Here is a 25,360-nt window from a genome sequence, read left to right as displayed (position 1 = left end):
GCCTCAGTGTGTTTGCTGCTGGTAGGTGATGCTGGAGCCCGTGCGCTTCAGGGCCACGACGAAGGCGTCGGCCAGGGTAGCCTTGGTCATCACGTCTTCCAGGTTCACGCCCAGGTGCACGATGGTTTGCGCGATCTGCGGGCGGATGCCGCTGATGATGCAGTCGGCACCCATCAGGCGCGCGGCGGCGATGGTTTTCAGCAGATGCTGCGCCACCAGGGTGTCGACCGTGGGCACGCCCGTGATGTCGATGATGGCGATCAGCGCGCCCGTGTCGACGATCTTTTGCAGCAGGCTTTCCATCACCACCTGCGTGCGCGCGCTGTCGAGGGTGCCGATCAGGGGCAGGGCCAGCACGTTTTGCCACAGCTGCACCACGGGTGTGGACAGTTCCAGCAATTCCTGCTGCTGGCGCAATATCACCTGTTCGCGCGCCTTCTGGTAGATGGCGATGGTGAGCAAACCCAGCTCGTCGAACAATTTGCTGGCGCTGACGATGGCGTCGCCCAGTTCCTGCGGCTGCGCCGTGATTTCCTGGCGCAGGTAGGCGAACAGCGGTTCCTTGAGCGAGAACATGAAGCTGGCCGTGTCGATCGGCGAATAGCCCTGGCGCACGCGCGACTGCGATATTTCCGCGAGCAGCTGGCGCGTGTCGTCCCAGGCGCCGCCTTCGATGTCGAACGAGTCGCCGTTTTCCAGCGCGCCCGCCAGCAGCGGCAGGAATTGCGATGCCTGCTGGCGCAGCTCGTTTTCGGCGATCTTGTCGCGCCGCACCAGGCGGGCGATCAGGCCGGCCATCCAGCCGTCCAGCAATGCCGTGTGGTGCGCGTTGATGATGCAGGCCAGTTGCTGCGCCTGGCCCGTGCCCGTCTTGACCGTGTCCGTCTTCATACTCATGCTCATCCTTGGCTGGAGTGGAGGGTGCGGCGCGGCCGCAAGCGGGCACGCGCTGTGATGAATAAATTATAGGCAGGCGTGGCCATAGCTTGTGTTCTGTGCCGCACATAGTGGCGCATGTCGCTATACATTCTTGTGGGAAACATTGGCGCATTTAAAGATGCATGTAGTTTGCATGTTTAGGAGAATTCCGCTACACTGGGAACACTCAACAAGAGAAAAACATCATGAATATCGACAAATTCAAACAGCAGCACCTGGCCATCCTGGCCGCCATCGATGACTTGCGCCAGCTGGCGCGCGGCGGTGTCGGCGCGCAGGCGCAGGCCATTGCCGACCAGATCATCGCCATGAGCGGCTTGATCAAGCTGCACCTGGCCGTCGAGCAGCGCTACCTGTATCCGGCCGCGCAAGCGTGCGGCGTGGCCGAGGTGGCCCGGCTGGGACGCCAGTACGAAAACGAGATGCACGGCATCGCCGGCGCCTACCTGGATTTCGCCGGCCGCTGGAATACGCCCGTGCGCCTGGAAGCCGAACCGGACGCCTTCCGCAGCGAAGCCAACACCGTGCTGCACGCGCTGTTCCAGCGCATGCGGCGCGAAGACCACGATCTGTATCCGGCCATTGAATCGCTGGCCTGAAACCGCTTATTAATAGATACACTAATAGATACACAGGAGTTTTACATGCTGACCCAAGAACAACACGCCATCATCACGGCCACCGTCCCCATCCTCGAGCAGGGCGGCGAAGCGCTGACCCGCCATTTCTACAAGAATCTGTTCCGCGACCATCCCGAAGTGCTGCCGTACTTTAACCAGGCGCACCAGCACAGCGGCGACCAGCAGCGCGCGCTGGCCAATGGCGTATTGATGTATGCCAAGAATATCGACAAGCTTGCCGCGCTGGGCGACCTGGTGGCCACCATCGTCAACAAGCACGTGGCTCTGCAGATTCGCGCCGAGCACTATCCGCTGGTGGGCGCCAGCCTGCTGCAAGCCATCCGCGAAGTGCTGGGCGAAGAAGTGGCCAGCGACGCCGTCATCGATGCCTGGGGCGCGGCCTACGGCCAGCTGGCCGACATCCTGGCCGGCGAGGAAGGGCGCATCTACAAGGCGCAAGCGGCCGCGCCAGGCGGCTGGAGCGGCGCGCGCGATTTTTTAGTGCGCAGCAAGAGCGTGGAAAGCGCCGAGATCACGTCATTCCTGCTGGCGCCGGCCGATGGTCAGTCCGTGCTCGACTTTGCGCCAGGTCAATACATTGGCGTGCTGGCCACCGTCGATGGCGTGCCCATGCGCCGGCAGTACTCCCTGTCCGCCGCCAGCAATGGCCAGACTTACCGCATCAGCGTCAAGCGCGAAGAGGGCGGCAAGGTATCGAATTTCTTCCACGACCACGTGCAGGCGGGCGACACCGTGCAGCTGACGCCGCCATCGGGCGACTTCGTGCTGACGGAGAGCGACAAGCCGCTGGTGCTGATCAGCGGCGGCGTCGGCATTACGCCCACCCTGGCCATGCTGACGGCGGCCCTGCGCGGCAAGCGTCCCGTGCATTTCATCCACGCGGCGCGCAACCACGGCGTGCATGCATTCCGTGCGCAGATCGATGCACTGGCCGCGCAGCACCCGCAGCTGCAGCGCTATTACTGCTATGCGGAACATGGCGGAGAACACGATGCGCCGGGCGCCGCCGCGCCGGACGCCGTCGGCTTGCTGAATAAAGAGCAGTTGAACAGCTGGCTGCCGGTCTCGCGCGACGTCGACGCCTACTTCCTGGGGCCGCAGCCATTCATGCGGGCCGTCAAGCAATACTTGCGCGAACTGGGCGTGCCGGAACAGCAGACGCACCACGAGTTCTTCGGACCGGCTGCCGCCTTGAATTGATTTTTTGCCTGCCTTGTGTTGTCCCGGCGAGAAAAAACGCTGCCGTAAGGGGCGGGTAAGCCTCGCACTGTACTGTGAATCCAAGCTCGAAAACAACAGAGCAGCTTTTACATAACAGGAGGCAACACAATGCATGACGATCTCGTTCAAAAAATCAAGAGCGACCCCAACTATCACCAACTGGTCAAGGTGCGTTCCCGCTTCGGCTGGGCGCTGACGGGCCTGATGATGCTGGTGTACTACGGCTACATCCTGCTCATTGCCTTCAACAAGGAATTTCTTGCCACTAAGACGGGCACCGGCGTGATGACCTGGGGCATGCCGATCGGCCTGTTCGTCATCGTGTTTACCGTGCTGGTCACGGGCATCTATGTGCGCCGCGCCAACAAGCAATTCGACGACCTGAGCAACGCCATCCAGGCACGGGTGCAAGCATGAGCGGCACCACATTGACGCAACGCAAACTCTCCTGCCTGGCAAGCCTGGCCTTGCTGGCGGGCGCCAGCAGCAGCGTGCTGGCGGCCGGCGCCGACCTGGGCCAGGCGGTCAAGCAGCCGACCAACTGGACGGCGATCATCATGTTCGCCGCCTTCGTCATCTTCACGCTGTTCGTCACCAAGTGGGCGGCCGCGAAGACCAAGTCGGCTTCCGATTTCTACACGGCCGGCGGCGGCATCACGGGCTTCCAGAACGGCCTGGCCATCGCGGGCGACTATATGTCGGCCGCTTCCTTCCTCGGCATTTCCGCCGCCGTCTTTTTGAACGGCTACGATGGCCTGATCTACGCCATCGGCTTTCTCGTCGGCTGGCCCGTCATCACCTTCCTGATGGCCGAGCGCCTGCGCAACCTGGGCCGCTTCACCTTTGCCGACGTGGCCGCCTACCGCTTCAAGCAGGCGCCGATCCGCATTTTCTCCGCGTCCGGTACCCTGGTCGTCGTGGCCTTTTATCTGATTGCGCAGATGGTGGGCGCGGGCCAGCTGATCAAGCTGCTGTTCGGCCTCGAATACTGGATCGCCGTCGTCCTGGTCGGCACCCTGATGATGATTTACGTGCTGTTTGGCGGCATGACGGCCACCACCTGGGTACAGATCATCAAGGCTGTGATGCTGCTGGGTGGCGCCACCTTCATGGCCGTGGCCGTGCTGGCGCAGTTCAACTTCAGCCCGGAAGCGCTGTTCGCCAAGTCGGTGGACGTGCACGCCACCAAGGAAGCCATCATGGGCCCCGGTTCCTTCATCAAGGATCCTATTTCCGCCATTTCGTTCGGCATGGCGCTGATGTTCGGCACGGCCGGCTTGCCGCACATCCTGATGCGTTTCTTCACGGTGCCCAGCGCCAAGGAAGCGCGCAAATCCGTGTTCTGGGCCACCACCTGGATCGCCTACTTCTACATTCTGACCTTTATCATCGGCTTTGGCGCCATCGTGCTGGTGAGCACCAATCCCGAGTTCAAGGATGCTGCAGGTAAATTGCTGGGTGGTAACAACATGGCGGCCGTGCACCTAGCCAAGGCCGTGGGCGGCAACGTCTTCCTCGGCTTCATGTCGGCGGTCGCGTTTGCCACCATCCTGGCCGTCGTGGCGGGCTTGACCCTGTCGGGCGCGTCGGCCGTGTCGCACGATCTGTATGCCACCGTCATCAAGAAGGGCAAGGCCACGGGCGCCAATGAATTGAAAGTGTCGCGCGTGACGACGATCGTGCTGGGCATTATCGCCGTGGTGCTGGGCATCGCCTTTGAAAAGCAGAACATCGCCTTCATGGTTTCGCTGGCTTTTGCGATTGCCGCTTCGGCCAACTTCCCCGTGCTGTTCATGTCGGTGCTGTGGAAGGATTGCACCACGCGGGGCGCCACCATCGGCGGCTTCCTGGGCTTGATCACGGCCGTCGCGCTGACGGTGGTGTCGAAGTCCGTGTGGGTCGACGTGCTGGGCCATGGCGAAGCGCTGTTCCCGTATGCCTCGCCGGCGCTGTTCTCGATGACGGCTGGCTTCGTCGGCATCTGGCTGTTCTCGGTGCTCGACAAGAGCCCCCGCGCGCGCATCGACCGCGCCGGTTACGAAGCGCAACAAATGCGTTCGGAAACGGGCATCGGCGCGGCGGGCGCCAGCGCGCATTGATGTAAACAGGAGTTGCTGAAGGAAACAATGCCCGGTTCGCCGGGCATTGTTGTTTCTGGCGCGCTTACTTTGCCACGCGCAGGGGGATGACGCCCGCCGCCAGCGCCGGCGCGCCCGGCGTTGCGTCGAGTATCGATGCCAGCGTCACCGTGTCGAGCACGGCCAGGAAAGCGGCCGTGGCCTGGCCCAGCTTGGCCTTCAGCAGGCAATCGGGCGTGAGCGGGCAGGTATTGTTTTCCTTGTTAAAACATTCGGCCATGAAAAAATCGTTTTCCGTTTCGCGCACGACGGTGCCGATATTGATCTCGGCCGGGTCGCGCGCCAGGCGCAGGCCGCCATTTCTCCCACGCACCGTTTCCACGATGCCCGACAGGCCCAGCTGGTGCACCACCTTCATCAAATGATTTTTCGAGATGGAGTGCAGGTCGGCAATGTCCTGGATGGTCACAAGGCGGTCGCGGTGCACGCCCAGGTACATCAGGGTGCGCAGGGTGTAATCAGTGTAGGCAGTCAGTCGCATGGGATATCGTTCATAAGATGTGGATTACATCCTTGTTTCAGCCGCCAGCATACAGGAGAGCGCCGGCCATGTGTGTTGCGCCGTCACTTTTCAGCCTTGAAAGACAAAAGTTGATTGCCTTTCGCTTAAATGCGTAGTAAATTTTCATATTGTTGCCCTGGCAAACAGCTCGTAAGCCCTTGTCGGCCCTTTGGATATGATTTTTATTGATGGAAATCAAGAGGATGGTGAAGCAATAAGGTAAATTTACTACAAATTCGACGATGGGCGTTTCCCGGGCCGGGAAGCGCGTACTACGCAATCTGTGCGGTGCCGCCGTGGCCGCCCCAGGAAATGAATACCATGCAAATGAATGAAGTGAAAGACGAGCTGCTGAGCAGCGATATCCGCCAGCTGGGCCGTCTGCTGGGCGACGCCATCCGCAACCACCTGGGCGACCCCGCCTTCGAACGCATCGAACATGTGCGCCAGCTGGCCATCCGTTTCCGCCGCGACAATGATGAAGCGGCGCGCGCGCAGCTGTCGGACGCGCTGCAAGCGCTGTCGCAGGAAGAAACCACGCAATTGACGCGCGCTTTCAGCTATTTCTCGCTGCTGGCCAATATTGCGGAAGATCAACATCACATCCGCCGCACGCGCGCCCATCTGATCGCCGGCTCGCCGCCGCGCCAGGGTAGCCTCAGCCATGCCGTCGGCAATGTGTTTGACGCTGGCAAGGCCGATGCGCTGGAAACCTTCTTCGACGATGCGTTCGTCAGCCCCGTCTTCACGGCGCACCCGACGGAAGTGCAGCGCAAGAGCATCCAGAATTGCCAGATGGCCATCGCGCGCCTGTTGAGCGAGCGCGACCGCGTGCAAATGACGCCGGAAGAGGCGGAACAGAACGAAGAGGCGCTGGGCCGCGGCATCGTCACTTTGTGGCAGACGCGTCTGTTGCGCACGAGCAAGCTGTCTGTCATGGATGAAGTGGCCAATGGCCTGTCGTTCTACGACCACACGATCTTGCGCGAATTGCCTAAATTGTATTCTTCGCTGGAAACCATGCTGGCCCAGCGCGATGCTCGCTGGGAAGATGCGGAGTTGCCCAATTTTATGAAGGTCGGCAGCTGGATCGGCGGCGACCGCGACGGCAATCCTTTCGTTACGGCCGACATCCTGCGCAGCACCCTGCAGACGCAGGCAGACAAGGTACTCGATTTTTATCTGGGCGAATTGCGCAAGCTCGCTTCGCAACTGTCGCTGGCGCAAATACTCAATGCCTGCAGCGAGCCGCTGCGCGCGCTGGCGGAACGCTCGGCCGACGCCTCGCCGCACCGGGTCGACGAGCCGTACCGCCGCGCCTTGCACGGCATCCATGCGCGCCTGGACGCCACGCGCGTCGTGCTGTCCGGCAAGGGCAAGCAGGCAGACGGCGTGCAGCCTTACGCCGCGGCATCTGACCTGCTGGCCGACCTGGACGTGGTCCAGCATTCGCTCGTCAGCAATGGCTTGCGCGCGCTGGCCCGTGGCCGGCTGCGCCAGCTGCGCCGCGCCGTGAAGGTGTTCGGTTTTTCGCTTGCACCGCTCGATTTGCGCCAGAATTCCGACGTGCACGAGCGTGTCGTGGGCGAACTGTTCGCGGGCGCCCAGCCGGGCCTCGTCTATCTGGACCTCGATGAAGAGCAGCGCATCGGCTTGCTGTTGGCCGAACTGGAGTCGCCACGCCTGCTGACCTCGCCGTATGCGCAGTACTCGGAGGAAACGACGTCCGAACTCGACATCTTCCGCGCCGTGCGCGCAGCCCACGTCAAATATGGCAAGGAATCGGTGCCGAACTGCATCATTTCCAAGGCGGCCAGCGTCTCGGACTTGCTGGAAGTGGCCTTGCTGCTGAAGGAAGTGGGCTTGCTGCGCCAGGACAGCCGCGAAGTGGACGTCAACATCATCCCCCTGTTCGAAACCATAGCCGACTTGCGCGCCGGTCCCGCCATCATGGCGCGCGCGTTCGGCTTGCCGTTCTACCGTGGCTTGCTGGCATCGCGCGCGGACCAGCAGGAAGTCATGCTCGGCTACTCGGACAGCAACAAGGACGGCGGTTTCCTCACGTCCGGCTGGGAACTCTACAAGGCCGAGATCGAGCTGGTAACGGTCTTCAAGCAAGAACAGATCAAGCTGCGGTTGTTCCACGGCCGCGGCGGTTCCGTGGGACGTGGCGGCGGACCCAGCTACGAAGCGATCCTGGCCCAGCCGGCCGGCGCCGTGCAGGGACAGATCCGATTGACGGAGCAGGGCGAAGTCATCACGGCCAAGTATGCGAACCCGGAAGTAGGGCGCCGCAACCTGGAAGTGCTGGTGGCCGCCACCATCCAGTCGACCCTGCTGCCGCAGGCGCAATTGCAGCCGAAAGCCTCGGCCGGCGCGGGCCATTTGGCTGCCATGGAAGAGCTGTCCGGCACGGCCCTGAACGCCTATCGCGACCTCGTCTACGGCACGGATGGCTTCGAGCAGTATTTCTGGGAATCGACGGTGATCGCGGAGATTGCCGCGCTGAATATCGGCAGCCGCCCCGCCTCGCGCAAGAAATCCACGTCCATCGAGGATTTGCGCGCCATTCCCTGGGTCTTGAGCTGGGCGCAATGCCGTTTGATGCTGCCGGGCTGGTTCGGTTTCGGTTCCGCCGTGCAAGCCTACCTGGCCGCCCATCCGGCCGACGGGGCGGACGTGCTGCGCGGCATGTACACGGATTGGCCATTCTTCACGTCCCTGCTGTCGAACATGGATATGGTGCTGGCCAAGAGCGATATCGCCATCGCCGGCAAGTATGCGGAACTGGTCAAGGACAAGGCCTTGCGCGACGCCATCTTTACGCGCATCCGCGCCGAATACGCGGCCACCCTGGACGCCTTGAAACTGATCACGGGCCAGGAAGAGTTGCAGCAAGCCAATCCGCTGATGCAGCGCTCGATACGCAACCGTTTCCCGTATATCGATCCGCTCAACCACGTGCAGGTGGAATTGCTGAAACGCTTCCGCGAGGGCAAGCAGGACGCAGCGGCGCGCACGGGCATTCATTTGTCGATCAACGGCATCGCGGCGGGACTGAGAAATAGTGGTTAAGTAAGTCATTCAAACAATATCAAGGAGACAGCATGACCATCAAAGTTGCCATCAATGGCTATGGCCGCATCGGCCGCAATGTCTTGCGCGCGTTTTATGAAGGCGGCAAGCAGCAGGATATCGAAATCGTTGCCATCAACGACCTGGGCGACGCCAAGTCGAATGCGCATTTGACGCGCTACGACACGGTGCACGGCAAGTTTCCCGGCGTCGTCACCATCGACGGCGACAATATGCTCGTCAATGGCGACAGCATCCGCGTCTTCGCGCAGCGCGACCCGGCCCTGATCCCCTGGGGCGAACTCGGTGTCGACGTGGTGCTCGAATGCACGGGTTTCTTCACCACCAAGGAAAAAGCGTCGGCCCACTTGAAGGGTGGCGCAAAGAAAGTCATCATTTCCGCGCCGGGCGGCAAGGATGTGGACGCCACCATCGTGTTCGGCGTCAACCAGCACGTTTTGAAAGCCTCGGATACGGTCATTTCGAATGCTTCGTGCACGACGAACTGCCTCGCGCCCTTGGTGAAACCACTGAACGACGCCATCGGCATCGAATCGGGCCTGATGACCACCGTGCACGCCTACACGAATGACCAGGTATTGAGCGACGTGATGCATGAAGACTTGCGCCGCGCCCGTTCGGCCACGCATTCGATGATCCCCACCAAGACGGGCGCGGCGGCCGCTGTCGGCCTCGTCTTGCCGGAACTGAATGGCAAGCTGGACGGCTTTGCCGTGCGCGTGCCGACGATCAACGTGTCGCTGGTCGACCTGTCCTTCATCGCCAAACGCGATACGACGGTCGAGGAAGTCAACGCCTTGCTGAAAACGGCGTCGGAAGGCGCCTTGAAGGGCATTCTCACGTACCAGACGGAACCGCTTGTTTCCATCGATTTCAACCATAACCCGGCCTCGTCGAACTTCGATTCGACCCTGACCAAGGTCTCGGGCCGCCTCGTGAAGGTGTCGTCGTGGTACGACAACGAGTGGGGCTTCTCGAACCGCATGTTGGACACCACGGTCGCCCTGATGGCGGCCAAGTAAGAACGTAGTACCGCTGATCCAGCGCACCAGGACGGCCGGCCCACAAGGCCGGCCCTTGTAGCAGCACGAACTTTATAGAAAGCAGCACACCATGACCATGCAAGTACAGCAACGCGCCACCAAGATCGTTTCCACCATCGGCCCCGCTTCGAACGATATCGATACCCTGGTCCGCATGTTCAAGGCCGGCGTCGACGTCGTGCGCCTGAACTTTTCGCATGGCAAGGCGCAAGACCATATCGACCGCGCCCGCATGGTGCGCGAAGCGGCAGCCCTGTGCGGCCGCGAAGTGGCCATCATGGCCGACTTGCAAGGCCCGAAGATTCGCGTCGGCAAGTTTGAAGAAGGCAAGATTTTCCTGGAAAACGGCGCCAAGTTCATCCTCGACGCGAAATGGGGCGAAAACGGCGAACTGGGCAACATCGAGCGCTGCGGCCTCGATTACAAGGAATTGCCGCGCGACTTGCGCGCCGCTGACGTATTGTTGCTCAACGATGGCCTCATCGTCTTGACGGTGGACAAGGTCGTCGGCAGCGAAATCCACACGACGGTGAAAATCGGCGGCGAATTGTCGAACAACAAGGGCATCAACCGCCAGGGCGGCGGCTTGTCTGCCCCGGCCCTGACGGCGAAAGACATGGAAGACGTCAAGACGGCGATGAGCTTCCAGGCCGATTACGTGGCCGTGTCCTTCCCGAAAAACGCCACCGACATGGTCATGGCGCGCCAGCTGGCCAATATCGCCGGCGAAGCGTGGGACCACAAGCCGATGATGATCGCCAAGATCGAGCGCGCGGAAGCTATTCCTGCGCTGCAAGAAATTCTCGACGCGTCCGACGGCATCATGGTGGCCCGCGGCGACCTGGCGGTCGAGGTGGGCAATGCGGCCGTGCCGGCCCTGCAAAAGCGCATGATCAAGATGGCGCGCGCGTCGAACAAGCTGGCGATCACGGCCACGCAGATGATGGAATCGATGATCGTCAACGCCGTGCCGACCCGCGCGGAAGTGTCCGACGTGGCCAATGCCGTGCTGGACGGCACGGATGCCGTCATGACGTCGGCGGAAACGGCCTCGGGCCGCTATCCGATCGAAACGGTGGAAGCGATGGCCGCCATCTGCCTGGACGCGGAGAAATGGGATACCTGCAAGCTGGATGCCGATTTCCTCAACGCCACGTTCTCGCGCATCGACCAGTCGATCGCCTACGGCGCCCTGTTTACGGCCCATCATCTGCGCGTAAAAGCCATCGCCACCTTGACGGAATCGGGTTCCACGGCGCTGTGGATGAGCCGTTGCAACATCGACATCCCTATCGTCGCGCTGACCCCGAGCGTGGGCACGCGCCGCAAGCTGGCCCTGTACCGCAACGTCAGCACCCTGGAATTGACGTCCGGCACGGACCGCGACAAGGTCTTGCAACAGGCGGAAGATTTGCTGGTGGAACATAAAGTCGTGGCCAAGGGCGATACTGTCGTGCTGACCTGGGGCGAGCCGATGGGCAAGGTCGGCGGCACGAATGCGCTGAAAATCATGAAGATCGGCCAGCACTGAGCGCATCGCCGGCCGGACGCCGCCTGCAGTCTTAAGAATGACTGAAAGCGGGGTGCCTGGCCGCCCATCGCAATGGCAGATGCCTGATTTGCCATTGCGATGGCCACATTTCCGTGTCAGCATGGTTTCCTGCCTTCCAAGGCGCTTCCGGAGTTCATGATGACTACCTACCTGCCGGCACTGATCTGGTCCCTGTCGGCCTTCGCTTGTCTCTTCATCGCCAAACGCCGTTCCTTGAAAACAACTGCTCTCAGGGCCATCCTGGTGGTATTTCTGGGGCCGTTTGCCATTCCCTTCGTGCTGGCGGCCAAGTCCGGGAAACCCCGTCTGGCGTAATCGCCCGCCACGGCAAGCGATACGCGCTGAACGGCCAGCCGCCGCGCTGAAACAACAGTTTGCCGGACGGGACGGGCGCCGGCATTGACGCCGCGGGCAATGATTTGTGATAATGAGAATTATTATCAATTGAGTCGCTTGCCTTGCGGCCGGCCATGGTCCTGGCCGCGCCTTGCCTTGAGCGCATCGGAGTCCCTAGTGAACATTGCGCAATCCGGCGAATCGATCGCAGTCATTTACAGCAATCACCACGGCTGGCTGATGCGCTGGCTGCGCGCCAAGCTGCAGTGCGCCGACCATGCGGCCGACCTGGCGCAGGATACCTTCGTGCGCCTGCTGACGGCGCCGCCGGAAGGCCGGCAGACCATGCGCGAGCCGCGCGCCTATTTGACCACCGTGGCGCAGCGCCTGCTGATCGACCATTACCGGCGTCTGTCGCTGGAGCAGGCGTGGCTGGAAACCCTGGCGCAGCAGCCCGATCTGCTGATGCAGTCGCCCGAGGAGCGTTTGCTGGTGCGCGAAGCCCTGCAGCGCATCGATGCCATGCTCGACGGCTTGCCGCCGCTGGTGCGCAATGCCTTCCTGCTGGCGCATGTCGACGGCCTCGGCTACGGGGAAATCGCCCGGCGCCTGGCCGTGAGCGAGCGCAGCATCAAGCGCTACATGGTGCAGGCGTTCGAGCGCTGCATCCTGCTGATCCTGTGAGCACCACCGGCACGGCGGCCATCGATCCCCGCGCCGCGCGGGCTGCGGCGCAATGGCTGGTGCGCCTGCACGCGGGCCCCTTGACTGCAGGCGAGCAGCAGGCGTTCCAGTCCTGGCGCGCCAGCGATCCTGGGCACGAAGCGGCCTGGCAGCGGGCCGAACTGGTGTGCAGCACCCTGGCCGGCGTGCCGCCCGCGCTGCGCCAGGCGGCGGACGCGGCGCCGCAATCGCCGCGGCGGCGTGCCGTCCTCTACGGCCTGGCCGGGCTGATCGCGGCCGCCCCCGCGCTGTGGCTGGCCAGCCAGTCGGCGCCCTGGCAAGCGTGGCGCGCCGCGATCCGCACGGCGCGCGGTGAAATCCGGCATATGGCATTACCGGACGGCACGCAACTGGTGCTCAATACGGATACGGCCATCGACGTGCGTTTTGACGACGCGGCCCGGCTGGTGGCCTTGCATGCGGGCGAAATCCACGTTGCCACGGCACACGATGCGGCCGTGCCGGCGCGACCGTTCCTCGTGCGCAGCAGCAATGGCACCGTGCGCGCGCTGGGCACGCACTTCAGCGTGCGCCACCTTGGCAGCGTGCTGGCGCCGCGCACCGAGGTGGGCGTCAGCGAGGGCGCCGTCGAGATCGAACCATCGCAGGCGCCCGACGGCTTGCGCACGATCGATGCGGGCCGGCAGGGCAGTTTCGACGATGTGGCCGTTTCCGCCCTGACGCCGTCGTCACCCCATGCGGACGCCTGGCTGCGGGGCGTGCTGATCGCAGAACGCATGCCACTGGGGGAGGTGCTGGAACAGGTGGCGCGCTATCGCTATGGCGTGCTGCGCTGCGATCCGGCGCTGGCGGCCTTGCCCGTGGACGGTATTTTCCAGTTGAACGACCCGGACAACATCCTGCTCTTGCTGCAACGTTCCCTGCCGATCCGGCTGGCGCGCCGCACGCGCTACTGGATCAGTGTCGAGGCAGCCTGAAGAAATTATTTGCCGCTTGCCTGTCCCTTTTTTGAGATTGCTTCGTCATACAAGGTAGAGAACGAACAATCCGAACCATCGAAAGGGTTTTACATGGCTGTGCAGCACCGCTTCTTTTCCCCGTGGACGCCACTCGCGCTCCATCCCACCACGGGCGCCGTGCGCGCCGCGCTGGTCTTGCTGCTGGCCGTGGGCGCGGCTGGCGCCGGCTTGCCGCAGACTGCGCTGGCCGCTGAAGCCGGCCCGTCCGCAAGCGTGCGCGATTACAGCATTCCCGCCGGCAGCCTGCGCAGCGCATTGGCATCGTTCGCCATCGCCGCCGGCGTGAACCTGTCCACCCAGGGCGTGGCGCTCGACGGCCTGGCGACGCCGGGCTTGCAGGGGCGCCATGGCGTTGCCGCCGGCCTGCAACAATTGCTGCAAGGCAGCGGCCTCGAAGTGACGGACGGTGGCAACGGCAATTATCTGTTGCGCAAGATCAATACCAATACGGCCGATGGCGGCCTGGCCAGCATGCCCGCCGTGGTCGTCAGCGCCGAGGCGGACCGCGCCACGGAAGGCACGGGCTTGTATACCTCGCGCAATCTGTCGACGGCCACGGGCTTGAACCTGTCGCAGCGCCACACGCCGCAAACGGTCAGCGTCATTTCGCGCCAGCAAATGGAAGATTTCGATCTGACCACCCTGCAGGACGTGGCGCGCGCCACGCCCGGCCTGTATGGCAAGACGCAGGGCGTGTCCGACCAGGAAACCACGTATTTCGCGCGCGGCTTCGCCTTGAGCCACATCAATGTCGATGGCTTGCCGCTGGACGTCACGGGTTTCAATGAGCGCAACGTCTCCGCCGACATGCTGATGTACGACCGCGTGGAAGTGGTGCGCGGCGCCACCGGCCTGATGGAAGGGGCGGGCGCGCCGTCGGGCAGCATCAACATGATACGCAAGCGCCCCACGGCCACGCCCTTGCTGGACGCATCCATTCACCTGGGCAGCTGGAAGGACCGGCAATTGACGGTGGACGCCAGCAATGCCCTGAACGCGTCGGGCAGCGTGCGCGGGCGCGTGGCGGCCAGTCTGCGTGACAGCGACAGCTTTGTCGACGTGGTCAACAACAAGAACAGCACCGTGTATGCGATCGTCGAGGCGGACCTGACGCCGTCGACCACGGCCGGCATCGGCTTTTCGCGCCAGCACAGCCGCACCGACGGCGTGTTCGTCGGCTTGCCGACCTTGCCCGACGGCCGCCACATGGACTTGCCCCGCTCGACTTTCCTGAATAATGCCGATTCCTTCCAGAAGCGCGACAACAACGTCGTCTTTGCCGACCTGGAAACGAAGCTGGCGCAGGGCTGGCGCAGCCACTTCGCCATCACGCATATCGACGCCTCGTCGAGCACGCGCAATACCACCAACGGCCGCGTCGCTGGCGAAACGTTTTTGCTGGAACAGTCGGAAACGGGCTGGAAGTACAACACGCAGCAAGTGGTGGCGGACTGGCGCCTGAGCGGCCCTGTCACCTGGCTCGGCCGCCAGCATGACGTCATCGTCGGCGCCAGCTACCGCCATGACGATTCGGACGCGGCCCAGAGCTGGGAAGGCGCGCAAACGCGTGAGTTCGATATCCGCAGCTGGAATCCCCGCGCCTACCGCATGAACGGCGCGCCGTTCGAGCCCTACAACTGGGGCCGCAAGACGGACGAGAAGGGGCTGTATGCGGCCGGCAACTTCAGCCTGGCCGATCCGCTGCGCCTGGTGCTGGGCGGGCGCTTCGGCTGGTATGCGCAGGATGTCACGGGCTGGTATGCCGCCAATCCGACGTGGCGCCGCGACCTGACGGAAAACGCGAAATTCACCCCGTACGCGGGCCTCGTCTACGACCTGGACCCGCATCACTCCGTGTATGCGAGCGGCACGCAGATCTTCCAGCCGCAAAGCGTGCTCGATATCAAAGGCAATGGCTTGCCGCCGTTGAGCGGCACCAACCTGGAAGTGGGCGTCAAGGGCGAATATTTTGGCGGCAGGCTCAACGCCAGCGGCGCCTTGTTCCGCATCAAGCAAAACAACCGCGCCATGACCGATGAAGTCAATTGCCCCACGGGCGGTCCCATCTATTGCGCCCGCGCGGCGGGGCAGGTGCAGAGCGAAGGCGTCGACTTGCAATTGTCGGGCTCGCCATTGCCTGGCTGGCAGATTTCGGGTGGCTATACCCATGTGCTGGCCAAGTACACGAAGGACAGCGTGGCCGCCAACGTCGGCCAGCGCATTGCCACGGACGAGCCGAAGCAATTGTTCAAGCTGTACACGAACGTGCAGCTGAGCGGCAGCCTGGCGCGCTGGAACCTGGGCGCCTCCGTGTATGCGCAGGACAAGATCGACCGCCGCGACAAGGCTTACCTGACGCAGCAGGGCGGTTACGCCATCGTCGGGCTGACGGCCGGCTATCGCATCAGCGAGCAGCTGCAGCTGCGCGTGAACATCGACAACGTGCTCGACCGCCGCTACTACCAGGCGCTCGGCTATTCCTGGTCCGGCGGGCTGGCGCGCTACGGCGCGCCGCGCAGCGTACTTGTCTCGCTGGACTACAAGATGTAGCCGTTGCGCCAGCGGAGCGCGCCCGTCCGGGCGCCTCTGCTACACTGCCGCCGTCTTTATCTTTCCACTTTGCCATGACCGCCATTCCTCTCCTCACGCCCCTGAAAAGCGCTTTCCAGCAATCGCGCGCCGAGAATAACATCGAGCTGATCCTGCCCGAACTGCTGGCCGCGCAATTGCACGTCGTCATCGGCGGGCAAAGCGAGCAGATCGACCTGTTCCTCGTGCCGTCGCCGAATCCCGAGCGCCGCTGCGTGACGGTGGCGGAAGATCCCGCCTTCCTGGCCGGCATCAATTTTCCCAAGATTCCCGTTACGGGCGCGCAACTGCTCGCCTCGATTCCCCCCGAGATCGAGATCGTCCTGCTGCATGGCGATGGCGCCAATTACCTGACGCGCGAGCAACTGGCATGGTTCCGCGGCATGCTGGCGCAGAACGCTTGAGCGGCAGTCCCGCCCGGCCTTGCAAGCCGGCGCGCGCCGAATGGATACGCTTTGCGCCGGCCGACGATGCCAGCTGCCATGCGGCGATGATGGCCAATATGCGCCCCGTGCTGTGGCGCAGCGTGCTGCTGGGGGGCTGCGTCCTGATCCTTGCCTTCATCGTGCAAGCCGTCTGGCGCGACGTGCCGTATGCGGGCGAGGCGGTGCTGCTGGGCCTGCCGGCGCTGACCGCCTGGATCGTCGGCGTGCTTTTTCTGCCGGGCCCCGATCTGAATTTTCATGTCGAGATCAATGATGCGGGCGTGTTGCTGCGCCGGCTGGCGCGGGGCTTGCCCGGCCATGACAAGGTACTGCAGCTGACGCCGCAGCAGATACGCGCGCTGGAGGTGGTCACTTACGCGGGCGCGGTGGATGTCTACCGCGGCGGACCGCCGATGGCGCGCGTGGAGCTGCTGCTGCACACGACCCTCGACGATTGCCCGCTGATCCGCGTGGTGGGCATGGATCTGCCCGTGCCGCAGCGCTGGTCGTTGCGGCAGATCAAGGACGAGCTGGGCCGCCGCTGTACACTGGCCGGTATCCCTGTGACCGAGCGCGCCGGTGCGACCTATCAGGCCTCTTCCGCCATACGCGCGCTGTGGCCGCCAGCCTGAACGGGCGAGCGCTGTCGCATCGCGACCTCAGAATATTGCCTTTCTTGCTATAGTATTGCTGAAGTCCTATGAATATGTTCGCAAAGCAACTATACTCATGGCTCTTTAAAAAATCATCGTCACGCTGGCGGCCAGCCATCCGCGCCAGAGTTCGTACGCATTCCGCTTTTTCACTCTGTAAAAAGCACCTTTCCCCCGCGCGGCAGGCGCGGGCGTGATGACCGAGCCTTGCCCTGGTCGACTGCTACCGTTGTCATTTCCGCTGTGTTGCCGCTTTAGCAAAAAGCGTGGCGCCGGCGCGCGCGGTGCGCCGTCATGTTTTGCGACGTCACGTTTCACTCACCTTATGCCACGACAGTATGTTTAGTTCCATCTTTGCCGTATCGACCGATACCATGCAGTACATCTACGGCACGCACAACGCCTGGCTGGTGCTGTTTTCCATCGGCATCGCCATCTTTGCCTCGTTCATGGCCTTGCAGATCGCCGGCATGGCGCGCAGCAGCGAGCGCGGCTTCCAGCGCCAGACGGCCATCATCACGGGCGCCATCGCGCTCGGCGGCGGCATCTGGTCGATGCACTTCATCGGCATGCTGGCTTTCGACATCTGCACGCGCGTCTCCTTCGACCCCAGCCTGACCCTGCTCTCCATGCTGCCCGGCGTGGCCGCTTCGTGGGTGGCGCTGCACATGCTGGCGCGCCCGAGCATCAACTGGCGCCAGCTGGTGGTGGGCGGCGTGCTCGTCGGCGTGGGCATCGGTTCCATGCATTACAGCGGCATGGCCGCCATGCAGACGTCGCTGACCCTGCATTACCAGCCCTGGCTGTTTGCCCTGTCGCTGGTGGTGGCCGTCGTCATGGCCATGCTGGCGCTGTGGATACGCTTCGGCCTGAGCGCCATGCGTTTGCGCATGAGTCCCCTGGCCTCCTTGCTGGTCAGCAGTGCCGTCATGGGCTTGGCCATTTCCGGCATGCATTACACGGGCATGCTGGCGGCGCGCTTTTCCGGCACCCCCACGGCAGGCGACAACACGATCACGGTGCAAGCTTCGTTCGTGGCCCTGGCCGTGGCGCTGATCACCGTCACCCTGACGGTGTTTGTCGCCGCCGCGAACGGCTTGCTGCGCTACCGCCAGCTGCTGCGCCATGCCAGCGCCAGCGAATCGCGCCTGCGCGCCATCGTCGATACGGCGGCCGACGGCTTGATCACCATCGATGGCCAGGGCAAGGTGCGCTCCTTCAATCCCGCCGCGGAAAGCCTGTTCGGCTGGCGCGAAGCGGAGATCGTGGGGCGCGACGCCAGCGTGCTGCTGCAGCCGTCCGACGCGGCCGAGTACGAGGGCTATCTGCGCGACTACCTGGAAACGGGCGCCTCGCGCATCCTCGACAGCGGACGCGAACTCGATGGCTGCCACAAGGATGGCGCCGTGCTGCCCATGCGCGTGGCGATCGGCAAGATCGACACGCCGGGCCAGCCCCTGTTCGTGGCGTTTGTCACGGACATGCGCTCGTCGCGCAGCATGGAGCAGGCGCTCAAGGACAGCGAGCGCCAGTACCGCACCCTGATCCGCAACATTCCCGGCGTCTCGTTCCACTGCAGCTTCGCGCCCGAATGGAAGATGATCTTCATCAGCGACGCCGTCTTCAACCTGACGGGCTGGATGCCGCAGGACTTCGTCGAGGGCCGCGTCAGGCTGTTCGACCTCGTACACCCGGACGACCGCCAGCGCGTCAACGACACCTGCGTGCAGGCGGCCGGCGAAAAGCGCGACTTCGAGAACGTCTACCGCCTGATCCACCGCGACGGGCGCGAGCGCTGGGTGCGCGAAAGCAGCGGCCCCGTGCTCGACAACGACGGCGTGGTGCGCTGGATCGACGGTGTCATCCTCGACATCACGGAAAGCGAATTGCGCAACGCCGAGTACGAAGGCAAGGTGACGGCCATCTCGCGCGCGACGGCCGTCGCGGAATTCGACCTGCAGGGGCGCATCCTGGCGGCCAACGAGAACTTCCTCGACCTGATCGGCTACCGGTCCGACGACGTGCTGGGCTTGCACCACAGCATCTTCTGCGAGCCGGGCTATGTGACCTCGCCCGACTACATCGCGTTCTGGCAGCACCTGGCGCAGGGTGAATTCAACACGGGCGAGTACAAGCGCATCGGCAAGGATGGCCGGGAAGTGTGGATACAGGCTTCCTACAACCCGATCTTCAATACGGACGGCAAGCCGTTCAAGGTGGTCAAACTGGCCACCGACGTGAGCGAACGGCGCGCCATGCAGGAAAACCTGCGCGCGGCCAAAGACCGCGCCGAGCTGGCCGCCGAATCGAAGACCAGCTTCCTGGCCAACATGAGCCATGAAATCCGCACGCCGATGAACGCCATCATCGGCTTCACGGAAGTGCTGCTGGGGACCGCCCTGGACAGCCTGCAGCGCCGCCACCTGGGTACGGTGCGCCAGTCGGCCCGTTCCCTGCTCGAACTGCTCAACGACATCCTCGACACGGCCAAGCTGGAAAAAGGCGCCACCGAGCTGGAACTGGTGGACTTTTCGCTGCCCGACCTGGTCGACCACGTGGCCGCGTCCCTGCGCATCACGGCCCATGCGCGCGACCTGGTGCTGCATGTCGACATCGACCCGGGCATGGGCCAGTTCTTCCTGGGCGACGCGCGCCGGGTGCAGCAGGTGCTGACGAATTTGATCGGCAACGCCGTCAAGTTCACGGAAGTGGGCCATGTGCGGGTGGCTGTCGGCATGCAGGGCGAGCAAGTGCATATCGCCGTGCACGACACGGGCATCGGCATTCCCGCCGACCGCCTGGACAAGATCTTCGCGCCGTTCACGCAGGCCGATTCCTCGATGAGCCGGCGTTTTGGCGGCACGGGCCTGGGCACGACGATTTCGCTGCAATTGGTTGAACTGATGGGGGGCACCATCACGGTGGAAAGCACCCTGGGCGTGGGCAGCGTGTTCCACGTGCTGTTGCCGCTGGCGCCGGGCAAGGCCGTGGCGCGCCGCAGCGAGCAGCCCGTGGTGGCCTTGCCGCCGCTGCGCATCCTGGCGGCCGACGACGTGCCGCAGAACGTGGAGCTGCTCCTGATCAGCCTGGGCGCGGCCGGCCACCAGGTGATCGCCGCCAGCGACGGCGAGAGCGCCGTGCGCGAATTCGGCAAGGGCAGCTTCGACATCGTCCTGATGGACGTGCAGATGCCGCGCATGGATGGCCTGGAAGCGACGCGCCTGATCCGCGTGCACGAGCGCGAGCAGGGCTTGAAGGCGACGCCCATCATCGCCCTGACGGCCAGCGTGCTGGAACAGGACCGGCGCGCCGCGCAGACGGCCGGCATGAATGGTTTCGCTTCGAAGCCGCTGGAAATGCACAAGCTGACGGCGGAGATCGCCCGCCTGCTCGATATCGCCGTGGCCATGCCGCCGCCGGCGGCCGGTGCGGCGGCACGCGCCGCCGCCGGCCAGGTGGACTGGCAGCGCGGCATCGCCCTGTGGGGCGGCCGCGAAGCCCTGCAGCGCGCCATCGCGCGCTTCGTGCAGGCCAATGGCGACTGCGCCGCCATGCTGGCGGCGGAACTGGAACGCGGCGGCAGCAGTGTGGCCGGCCACCTGCTGCACCGTATCAAGGGCGCGGCGGGCAACCTGTGCCTGGTGCAGGTCGAAAGCCTGCTGGGGCGCATCGAGCAAGCGATTGCGCGCCAGTTGCCGGTGACCGAATTGCTGGTGCAGCTGGCGGCCGCCTTCATGGCGCTGGCCGGCGAGCTGGAAGAGGCGGGCATGCCGGCCGTGGCCATGCAGGCGCCGGCCGCCAGCGCGCCCCTCGATGCAGCCGCCGCTGGCGCCTTGCTGCGGCAAGCTATCGCCAGCCTGGAAGGCGGGCAGCTGGACGACGCCTTGATGGCGCAGATCTCCGCCATGCTGGCGCCGCACGGCCAGCAGCCGCGCCTGCAGGCGCTGGCCAGCGCCATCGACGACTTTGAATTTGCGCGCGCCGCGGGCGTGCTGCGCCAGCTGCTGGCGTGGCTGGAAGCGCCAACGCCTGCCGACCTTTCCTGATATTGGGCTAACGATGACCTTACACGAAGACAAACCGATCCTGTTGCTGGTCGACGATGAAGCGACGAATCTGCAGGTGCTGCGCCAGATTTTGCAGGACGATTACCGCCTGCTGTATGCGAAGGATGGCGAGAAGGCGCTGGAACTGGCGCAGAACAACCCCGTCGAACTGATCCTGCTCGACATCATGATGCCCGCCATGACGGGCTATGAAGTGTGCCGCCAGCTGAAGGCCATGCCGGTCACCGCATCCATCCCCGTCATTTTTGTGACGGCCCTGTGCGACGTGAAGGACGAGGCGGACGGTTTTGACGCGGGCGCCGTCGACTACATCACGAAACCCGTCAGCCCGCCCATCGTGCGCGCCCGCGTGCGCACGCATCTGTCGCTGGTCGACGCCGAGGAATTGCGCCGCTCGCGCCTGCAGGTGATCCAGACCCTGGGCCAGGCGGCCGAGTACAAGGACAACGAGACGGGCATGCACGTCATCCGCATGAGCTATTACGCGCGCCAGCTGGCGCTGGCGGCCGGCTACAGCGCGGGCAGGGCGGAAGACTTGCTCAACGCGGCGCCCATGCACGACGTGGGCAAGATCGGCATCCCCGACGCCATCCTGCAAAAACCGGGCAAGCTCGATGCGGACGAATGGAAAGTCATGCGCAGCCACGCGGAAATCGGCGCGGCCATCATCGGCGAGCACGCGGGCGGCCTCTTGAAAATGGCGCGCACCATCGCCCTGACGCACCATGAAAAATGGGACGGCAGCGGCTATCCGCAAGGCTTGAAGGGCGAGGAAATCCCCCACGAAGGCCGCATCGTCGCCATCGCCGACGTCTTCGACGCCCTCACCAGCGAACGCCCGTACAAGCGCGCCTGGACGGTCGACGAAGCCATCGCCACCATGCAGCGCGACAGCGGCACGCACTTCGACCCGCAACTGCTGGCGCTGTTCATCGAGCAGCTGCCGGCCATGCTGGAAATCAAGGACAAGTGGCGCGAGCCTGCGTAAGGGAGTCGCAGGTCAGGGCGGGTCCACGCGCAGGCGGTCGGCAAGCAGGCGTGCGCAGGCAGCGGCGTCGCCGAATCGCACGTGTTGGCACGCCATGTCGCTGCCCAGCTTGCTCATGTGGCGCGATGAAATGGCATAGGCCAGTTTGCCGGGCTGGCGGCGCGATGGATACATGAAACCGTGAATCGCGCCGGCTTCCTGCGCAATGATCCGATCCAGCTGCCAGCCCAGCCATTGGCACCAGCCGTGATCGGGGCTGCGCAATTGCTCATAGATGCCCAGCCGGCTGGCGGCCAGACCCGTCAGGTCGAGCAGCCGCAGTGGCACGCTGAATGACAGCGTCGCGATCAGCGCTTGTTGCGCGTTGTGCGCGATGTAAAAGGTGCCTGGGCGCGTGAAGTCATTACGGCACAGCTGGGCTTCCCAGGCTGCCGTGTAGGCATCGTCCGCAATATATACCCAGTGATAGGGGAAACCGTCCTGGTCGGCCAGCTCGGCGGGCGGACCGAAGCGGTAGGTACGTTCAATCTTCGCCGGCCAGATGGACGCCTCGTTCCACGCCGCGCGCACGAGGGCCTGGCCGGCCTGAAGGATGATGATATTGCTCAATAATTCAGTGCGCAGCGATGCCAATGCCGGCAGGCGTGCGGCCATGTCTGGCGGAATTGGTGTTTCTTGCAGTTCAGGCGTCATGCGGGACTAGCCTATGATGTCAGCCATGCCCCTATGCTGCCACTTTGCCGATGCCATGACCTTGCGTAATCTCTCGCTGGCCGGCAGATCCAGCAGCGCCTGCTGGCTGGGATGCACTGCGGGCCGCGTTTCAAACGATTTGCCTGCGAGCATCTCTGCTGGCGAAAGTTCGTTGAGTTCGTCTGCACTGCTGATCCAGAAGGCATGGATTTCACTGCTCGGCTGGCCGGCCAGGATGGCCAGCACGGGCGCGATCAGTTCCGGCACGGGCTGTACAAATTGCCATGCCGGAAACTCCTTGCCGATACTGCGTCCCTTGGGCGTCACACAGTAAAACCGCAGGCTTTCCACGGCGCGATACAGCGACGCTTGCGACAGTTTCACCCATCCCTGGTCAATGACTTCTGAAACCTTGAGTTTTGATGCAGGAAGTTGCAGCAGGATCGATGGCGGCGTGGCGACCAGCGAGGCGCGCGCCGCATTGAGCGCGCGCGTGGCCAGGTCGATCAGGCGCTCGCGCTCGGGACCGTGCGCCAGTATGTCGAGTTGCGCACCCACCAACTGCGAGAATTGTTCCACTGCCCGCAAGTCCCTATCTGTCCATTCCTGTAGGTCGGGCGCCAGGGTGCTGTGAGTCAGATGTGCTGTCATGTTCACTCCTCGGATAAATGCGGCTGACATCTCACTCACAAGATTATCATGTTTCGCAACTTTATCAAGCGAGCAGCGCACTTTTCCCGCATCAGGCAGCTGGATATGCGGCCGCGCGGTCATGGTCATTGCTTTCTTGCCTCTTGATCGGCGCCGTGGCGATGCTGATGAGCAAGGGCCAGAGGCAGGCAGGCCGGGCAGGTGGGATTGCGCAGGGCGTTGCTCCGCGCATCCGACCTGCGATGCCTTATGGCAAGCTGTCCGGCAGCCGCAAAATCCGCCGTATCTCCAGAATCGCCTGCGGGCTTTCCTGCACGCTGTGCCAGGACGGGATGACTTTTTCCGATTGCGCGCCGTCGAGGTGGGCGCTGGCATAGGGCACCACGCCGTCGCTCGATTCGGCCAGCGGCAGGTCCGGCGTGTCGTTGCCCATGATGGAGTAGTAGCGCACTTTCGGGCTGATGGGCAGGTCGGCCACCAGGCGCACGAACGGGTCCTTGTCGCTGAGGTTATCGATGCTGTTGGGGATGCGCAGCGGTTCGCTGCTGCCCGTGTCGAGCTGCGCCAGGCTGCCGGCCGCGTCCGACAACTGGTCGAGCATGGTGATCGGCAAGGTGACGAGGTTGGCGATCCAGCGCGCCACCTTGTGGTTGGCGAACGAGGTGCCGCGGTGCGGCGCGGCGATGAAGATGGCGCGGTTCACCTGCGGCATGGCCGTGAAATTCAGGTAGGGCGCCAGGCCCGCGCGCACTTTTTCCGCCTTCTTGCCCTTCAAATTGTATTCTTCCGTGATGGCGTCGAGCAGGGTGTTGCTGGCGTCGGACACCATCAGGCGCGCCAGCACGCCGCCCATGCTGTGGCCGATCAAGACCATGTCGTTCGCGGCATCCGCCTTGCCAGCCGGGTCGAACTGCGCCAAGGTGGCGGCAAGCGCCTGGCGGATGGCGGCGTTGTTGGCCGCCAGCGGTGCATTGCTCGGGTAGTACACTTGCCAGATCTGGTAGCGGCGGCGCAGCTGTTCGTCGCCCATCAGTTCATTCGCCACGTTGATCCACGCTTCCGGGCTGCTGGCCAGGCCGTGCAGCATGACGATGGTGCGCTTGTTCGGGTCGTAGGGCTGCATCAGGTGCACCTGCGGGCGCGAAATGCCGTCGGCGCGGCCGAACAGGGTGCGCAGCGCCTGCACGCCGAAGCCGGAACGGGCCAGCCACAAGCCATAGCCGGCCGTGAAATTGGCGGCCACCGGCAATTCCTGGCCCGCCATGCGCGTCGATTCGCTGCGCGTCGGGTCGACCAGCATCACCAGCAGCTGCTGCGTCGCCAGCACTTCCTGCAGGCTGTTGCCGTCGAAGCGGATCAGCGCCGTGACGACGGGGAAGCGGGTTTCCTGGTACGGCACATACTCGCCTTTTTGCGCGCCGGGCTTGGGCATGACGGCCACCAGGTCGGCGCCGAAGCCGTCGCGCCGGTACACATTGCGCAGGCCGGAAAACGACAGCGAGGTGGCCGGCAGCAGCTCTTCGGGCAGGGTGCCGTCCTCGGGCAGGCGCAGGGCCGACAATTCGCTGTCGATCTGCCAGCCGGCGACGCGGATCACATGGCCGTCGGGACGGTATTCGCCGCGGTGGCGGAACAGGTTGCCGACAGCCTTTTGCACGGCATAGTTATAGTAGTCGCGGATCTGCGTCTGGCGTTCCTCGAAGGCGCGCTGGCCCGGCGTGCGCGTAGTGTAGAACAGGTAGGCATACGCGTAGCGGGCCGATTCCAGCCAGGCGGCCAGCAGTTCGGCGCTGGCGTGGCCGCCCTGTTTTTCTTCCGCCAGCGCGCTTTCCAGCCACAATTCGGACAGGGTGGCCAGGCGCTGCTCGTCGCTGAGCAGCTCGGAGCGGGCCAGGTCGGCGCGGCAGCTGCCCGTATTGGCTTCGCAGGCGGCGATGTCGCTGCCGATGATGCGCAGCACCTCGCTGGCCGCAGCGCTCAATTTCCCCGTGGTGAGGATGTCGCCGCGCCGCTGCTGCAGGTAGTCGGCCGGCGAGATCGCGCTGACGGTGACGGCGGCGCAGCCGCTCAGGAGCGCCGCGGCGCACAGGAGGGCGCATACGCGCAGACGCCGCATCAGCATG

Annotated in this window: 20 protein-coding genes; 15 read left to right on the top strand and 5 right to left on the bottom strand. The window is 63.9% G+C overall.

Features of this window, described 5'->3' with window-relative positions; translation table 11 throughout:
• Positions 1-3: 3 nt before the first annotated feature.
• Positions 4-897: an STAS domain-containing protein gene (locus VPH40_RS04290; RefSeq protein WP_328572773.1), complete on the bottom strand. Its 894-nt coding sequence runs from the start codon at positions 895-897 to the stop codon at positions 4-6.
• 227 nt (positions 898-1,124) lie between these two features.
• Between VPH40_RS04290 and VPH40_RS04285 the strand changes: the two genes are divergently transcribed.
• The 4 genes from VPH40_RS04285 (at position 1,125) to VPH40_RS04270 (ending at position 4,900) form a co-directional block, all read left to right on the top strand.
• Positions 1,125-1,538: a hemerythrin domain-containing protein gene (locus tag VPH40_RS04285; RefSeq protein ID WP_289910226.1), complete on the top strand. Its 414-nt coding sequence runs from the start codon at positions 1,125-1,127 to the stop codon at positions 1,536-1,538.
• Between the two features lie 45 nt (positions 1,539-1,583).
• The gene (gene hmpA, locus VPH40_RS04280; RefSeq protein WP_328572772.1) at positions 1,584-2,780 is read left to right on the top strand and encodes an NO-inducible flavohemoprotein; all 1,197 of its coding nucleotides are present in this window, start codon (positions 1,584-1,586) and stop codon (positions 2,778-2,780) included.
• A 129-nt stretch (positions 2,781-2,909) separates the two neighbouring features.
• On the top strand, positions 2,910-3,218 hold the full coding sequence (locus VPH40_RS04275) for a DUF485 domain-containing protein (protein ID WP_099667762.1): 309 nt from the start codon (positions 2,910-2,912) through the stop codon (positions 3,216-3,218).
• Positions 3,215-4,900, top strand: coding sequence for a cation acetate symporter (locus VPH40_RS04270; RefSeq protein ID WP_289897696.1), 1,686 nt, complete (start codon positions 3,215-3,217; stop codon positions 4,898-4,900). The genes VPH40_RS04275 and VPH40_RS04270 overlap by 4 nt, the downstream gene beginning before the upstream one ends.
• 64 nt (positions 4,901-4,964) lie before the next feature.
• On the opposite strand, the gene VPH40_RS04265 is transcribed toward VPH40_RS04270, so the two are convergent.
• Positions 4,965-5,420, bottom strand: coding sequence for an RrF2 family transcriptional regulator (locus tag VPH40_RS04265; RefSeq protein WP_251348507.1), 456 nt, complete (start codon positions 5,418-5,420; stop codon positions 4,965-4,967).
• Between the two features lie 342 nt (positions 5,421-5,762).
• Between VPH40_RS04265 and ppc the strand changes: the two genes are divergently transcribed.
• From ppc to VPH40_RS04210, 11 genes are all read left to right on the top strand, one after another.
• Positions 5,763-8,516, top strand: a complete 2,754-nt coding sequence (gene ppc, locus VPH40_RS04260) for a phosphoenolpyruvate carboxylase (RefSeq protein ID WP_328572771.1) — start codon at positions 5,763-5,765, stop codon at positions 8,514-8,516.
• A gap of 32 nt (positions 8,517-8,548) precedes the next feature.
• Positions 8,549-9,559: a type I glyceraldehyde-3-phosphate dehydrogenase gene (gene gap / locus VPH40_RS04255; protein WP_328572770.1), complete on the top strand. Its 1,011-nt coding sequence runs from the start codon at positions 8,549-8,551 to the stop codon at positions 9,557-9,559.
• A gap of 91 nt (positions 9,560-9,650) precedes the next feature.
• Positions 9,651-11,111: a pyruvate kinase gene (pyk, locus tag VPH40_RS04250; protein ID WP_083292642.1), complete on the top strand. Its 1,461-nt coding sequence runs from the start codon at positions 9,651-9,653 to the stop codon at positions 11,109-11,111.
• Between the two features lie 159 nt (positions 11,112-11,270).
• Positions 11,271-11,447 carry a hypothetical protein gene (locus VPH40_RS04245; RefSeq protein WP_328572769.1) on the top strand — a complete coding sequence of 59 codons (177 nt, stop codon included), beginning with the start codon at positions 11,271-11,273 and terminating at the stop codon, positions 11,445-11,447.
• 198 nt (positions 11,448-11,645) lie between these two features.
• Complete coding sequence (locus VPH40_RS04240; protein ID WP_305052159.1) at positions 11,646-12,152, top strand: sigma-70 family RNA polymerase sigma factor; 507 nt, start codon at positions 11,646-11,648, stop codon at positions 12,150-12,152.
• Positions 12,149-13,129, top strand: coding sequence for a FecR family protein (locus VPH40_RS04235; RefSeq protein ID WP_328572768.1), 981 nt, complete (start codon positions 12,149-12,151; stop codon positions 13,127-13,129). Before VPH40_RS04240 ends, VPH40_RS04235 begins: the two co-directional genes overlap by 4 nt.
• A gap of 93 nt (positions 13,130-13,222) precedes the next feature.
• On the top strand, positions 13,223-15,721 hold the full coding sequence (locus VPH40_RS04230) for a TonB-dependent siderophore receptor (protein ID WP_328572767.1): 2,499 nt from the start codon (positions 13,223-13,225) through the stop codon (positions 15,719-15,721).
• A 74-nt stretch (positions 15,722-15,795) separates the two neighbouring features.
• Positions 15,796-16,164 (top strand): hypothetical protein, encoded by a 369-nt coding sequence (locus VPH40_RS04225; RefSeq protein WP_099667770.1) that lies wholly within the window; start codon positions 15,796-15,798, stop codon positions 16,162-16,164.
• Positions 16,161-16,817, top strand: coding sequence for a hypothetical protein (locus tag VPH40_RS04220; protein WP_328572766.1), 657 nt, complete (start codon positions 16,161-16,163; stop codon positions 16,815-16,817). The genes VPH40_RS04225 and VPH40_RS04220 overlap by 4 nt, the downstream gene beginning before the upstream one ends.
• Positions 16,818-17,176: 359 nt before the next feature.
• Positions 17,177-20,884: a PAS domain S-box protein gene (locus VPH40_RS04215; protein ID WP_328572765.1), complete on the top strand. Its 3,708-nt coding sequence runs from the start codon at positions 17,177-17,179 to the stop codon at positions 20,882-20,884.
• Between the two features lie 13 nt (positions 20,885-20,897).
• On the top strand, positions 20,898-21,893 hold the full coding sequence (locus VPH40_RS04210) for a response regulator (RefSeq protein ID WP_251348514.1): 996 nt from the start codon (positions 20,898-20,900) through the stop codon (positions 21,891-21,893).
• A 12-nt stretch (positions 21,894-21,905) separates the two neighbouring features.
• On the opposite strand, the gene VPH40_RS04205 is transcribed toward VPH40_RS04210, so the two are convergent.
• From VPH40_RS04205 to VPH40_RS04195, 3 genes are all read right to left on the bottom strand, one after another.
• Positions 21,906-22,586, bottom strand: coding sequence for an RES family NAD+ phosphorylase (locus tag VPH40_RS04205; protein ID WP_328572764.1), 681 nt, complete (start codon positions 22,584-22,586; stop codon positions 21,906-21,908).
• A gap of 6 nt (positions 22,587-22,592) precedes the next feature.
• Positions 22,593-23,366: a hypothetical protein gene (locus VPH40_RS04200; protein ID WP_328572763.1), complete on the bottom strand. Its 774-nt coding sequence runs from the start codon at positions 23,364-23,366 to the stop codon at positions 22,593-22,595.
• A gap of 118 nt (positions 23,367-23,484) precedes the next feature.
• Complete coding sequence (locus tag VPH40_RS04195; RefSeq protein WP_328572762.1) at positions 23,485-25,359, bottom strand: esterase/lipase family protein; 1,875 nt, start codon at positions 25,357-25,359, stop codon at positions 23,485-23,487.
• Position 25,360: the final 1 nt, after the last annotated feature.

The organism is Janthinobacterium sp. P210005 (genome assembly GCF_036231865.1).
Lineage (GTDB): Bacteria > Pseudomonadota > Gammaproteobacteria > Burkholderiales > Burkholderiaceae_D > Janthinobacterium > Janthinobacterium kumbetense.
The sequence above is the reverse complement of the archived record's forward strand: the minus strand, read 5'-3'. Positions and strand labels throughout refer to the sequence as shown.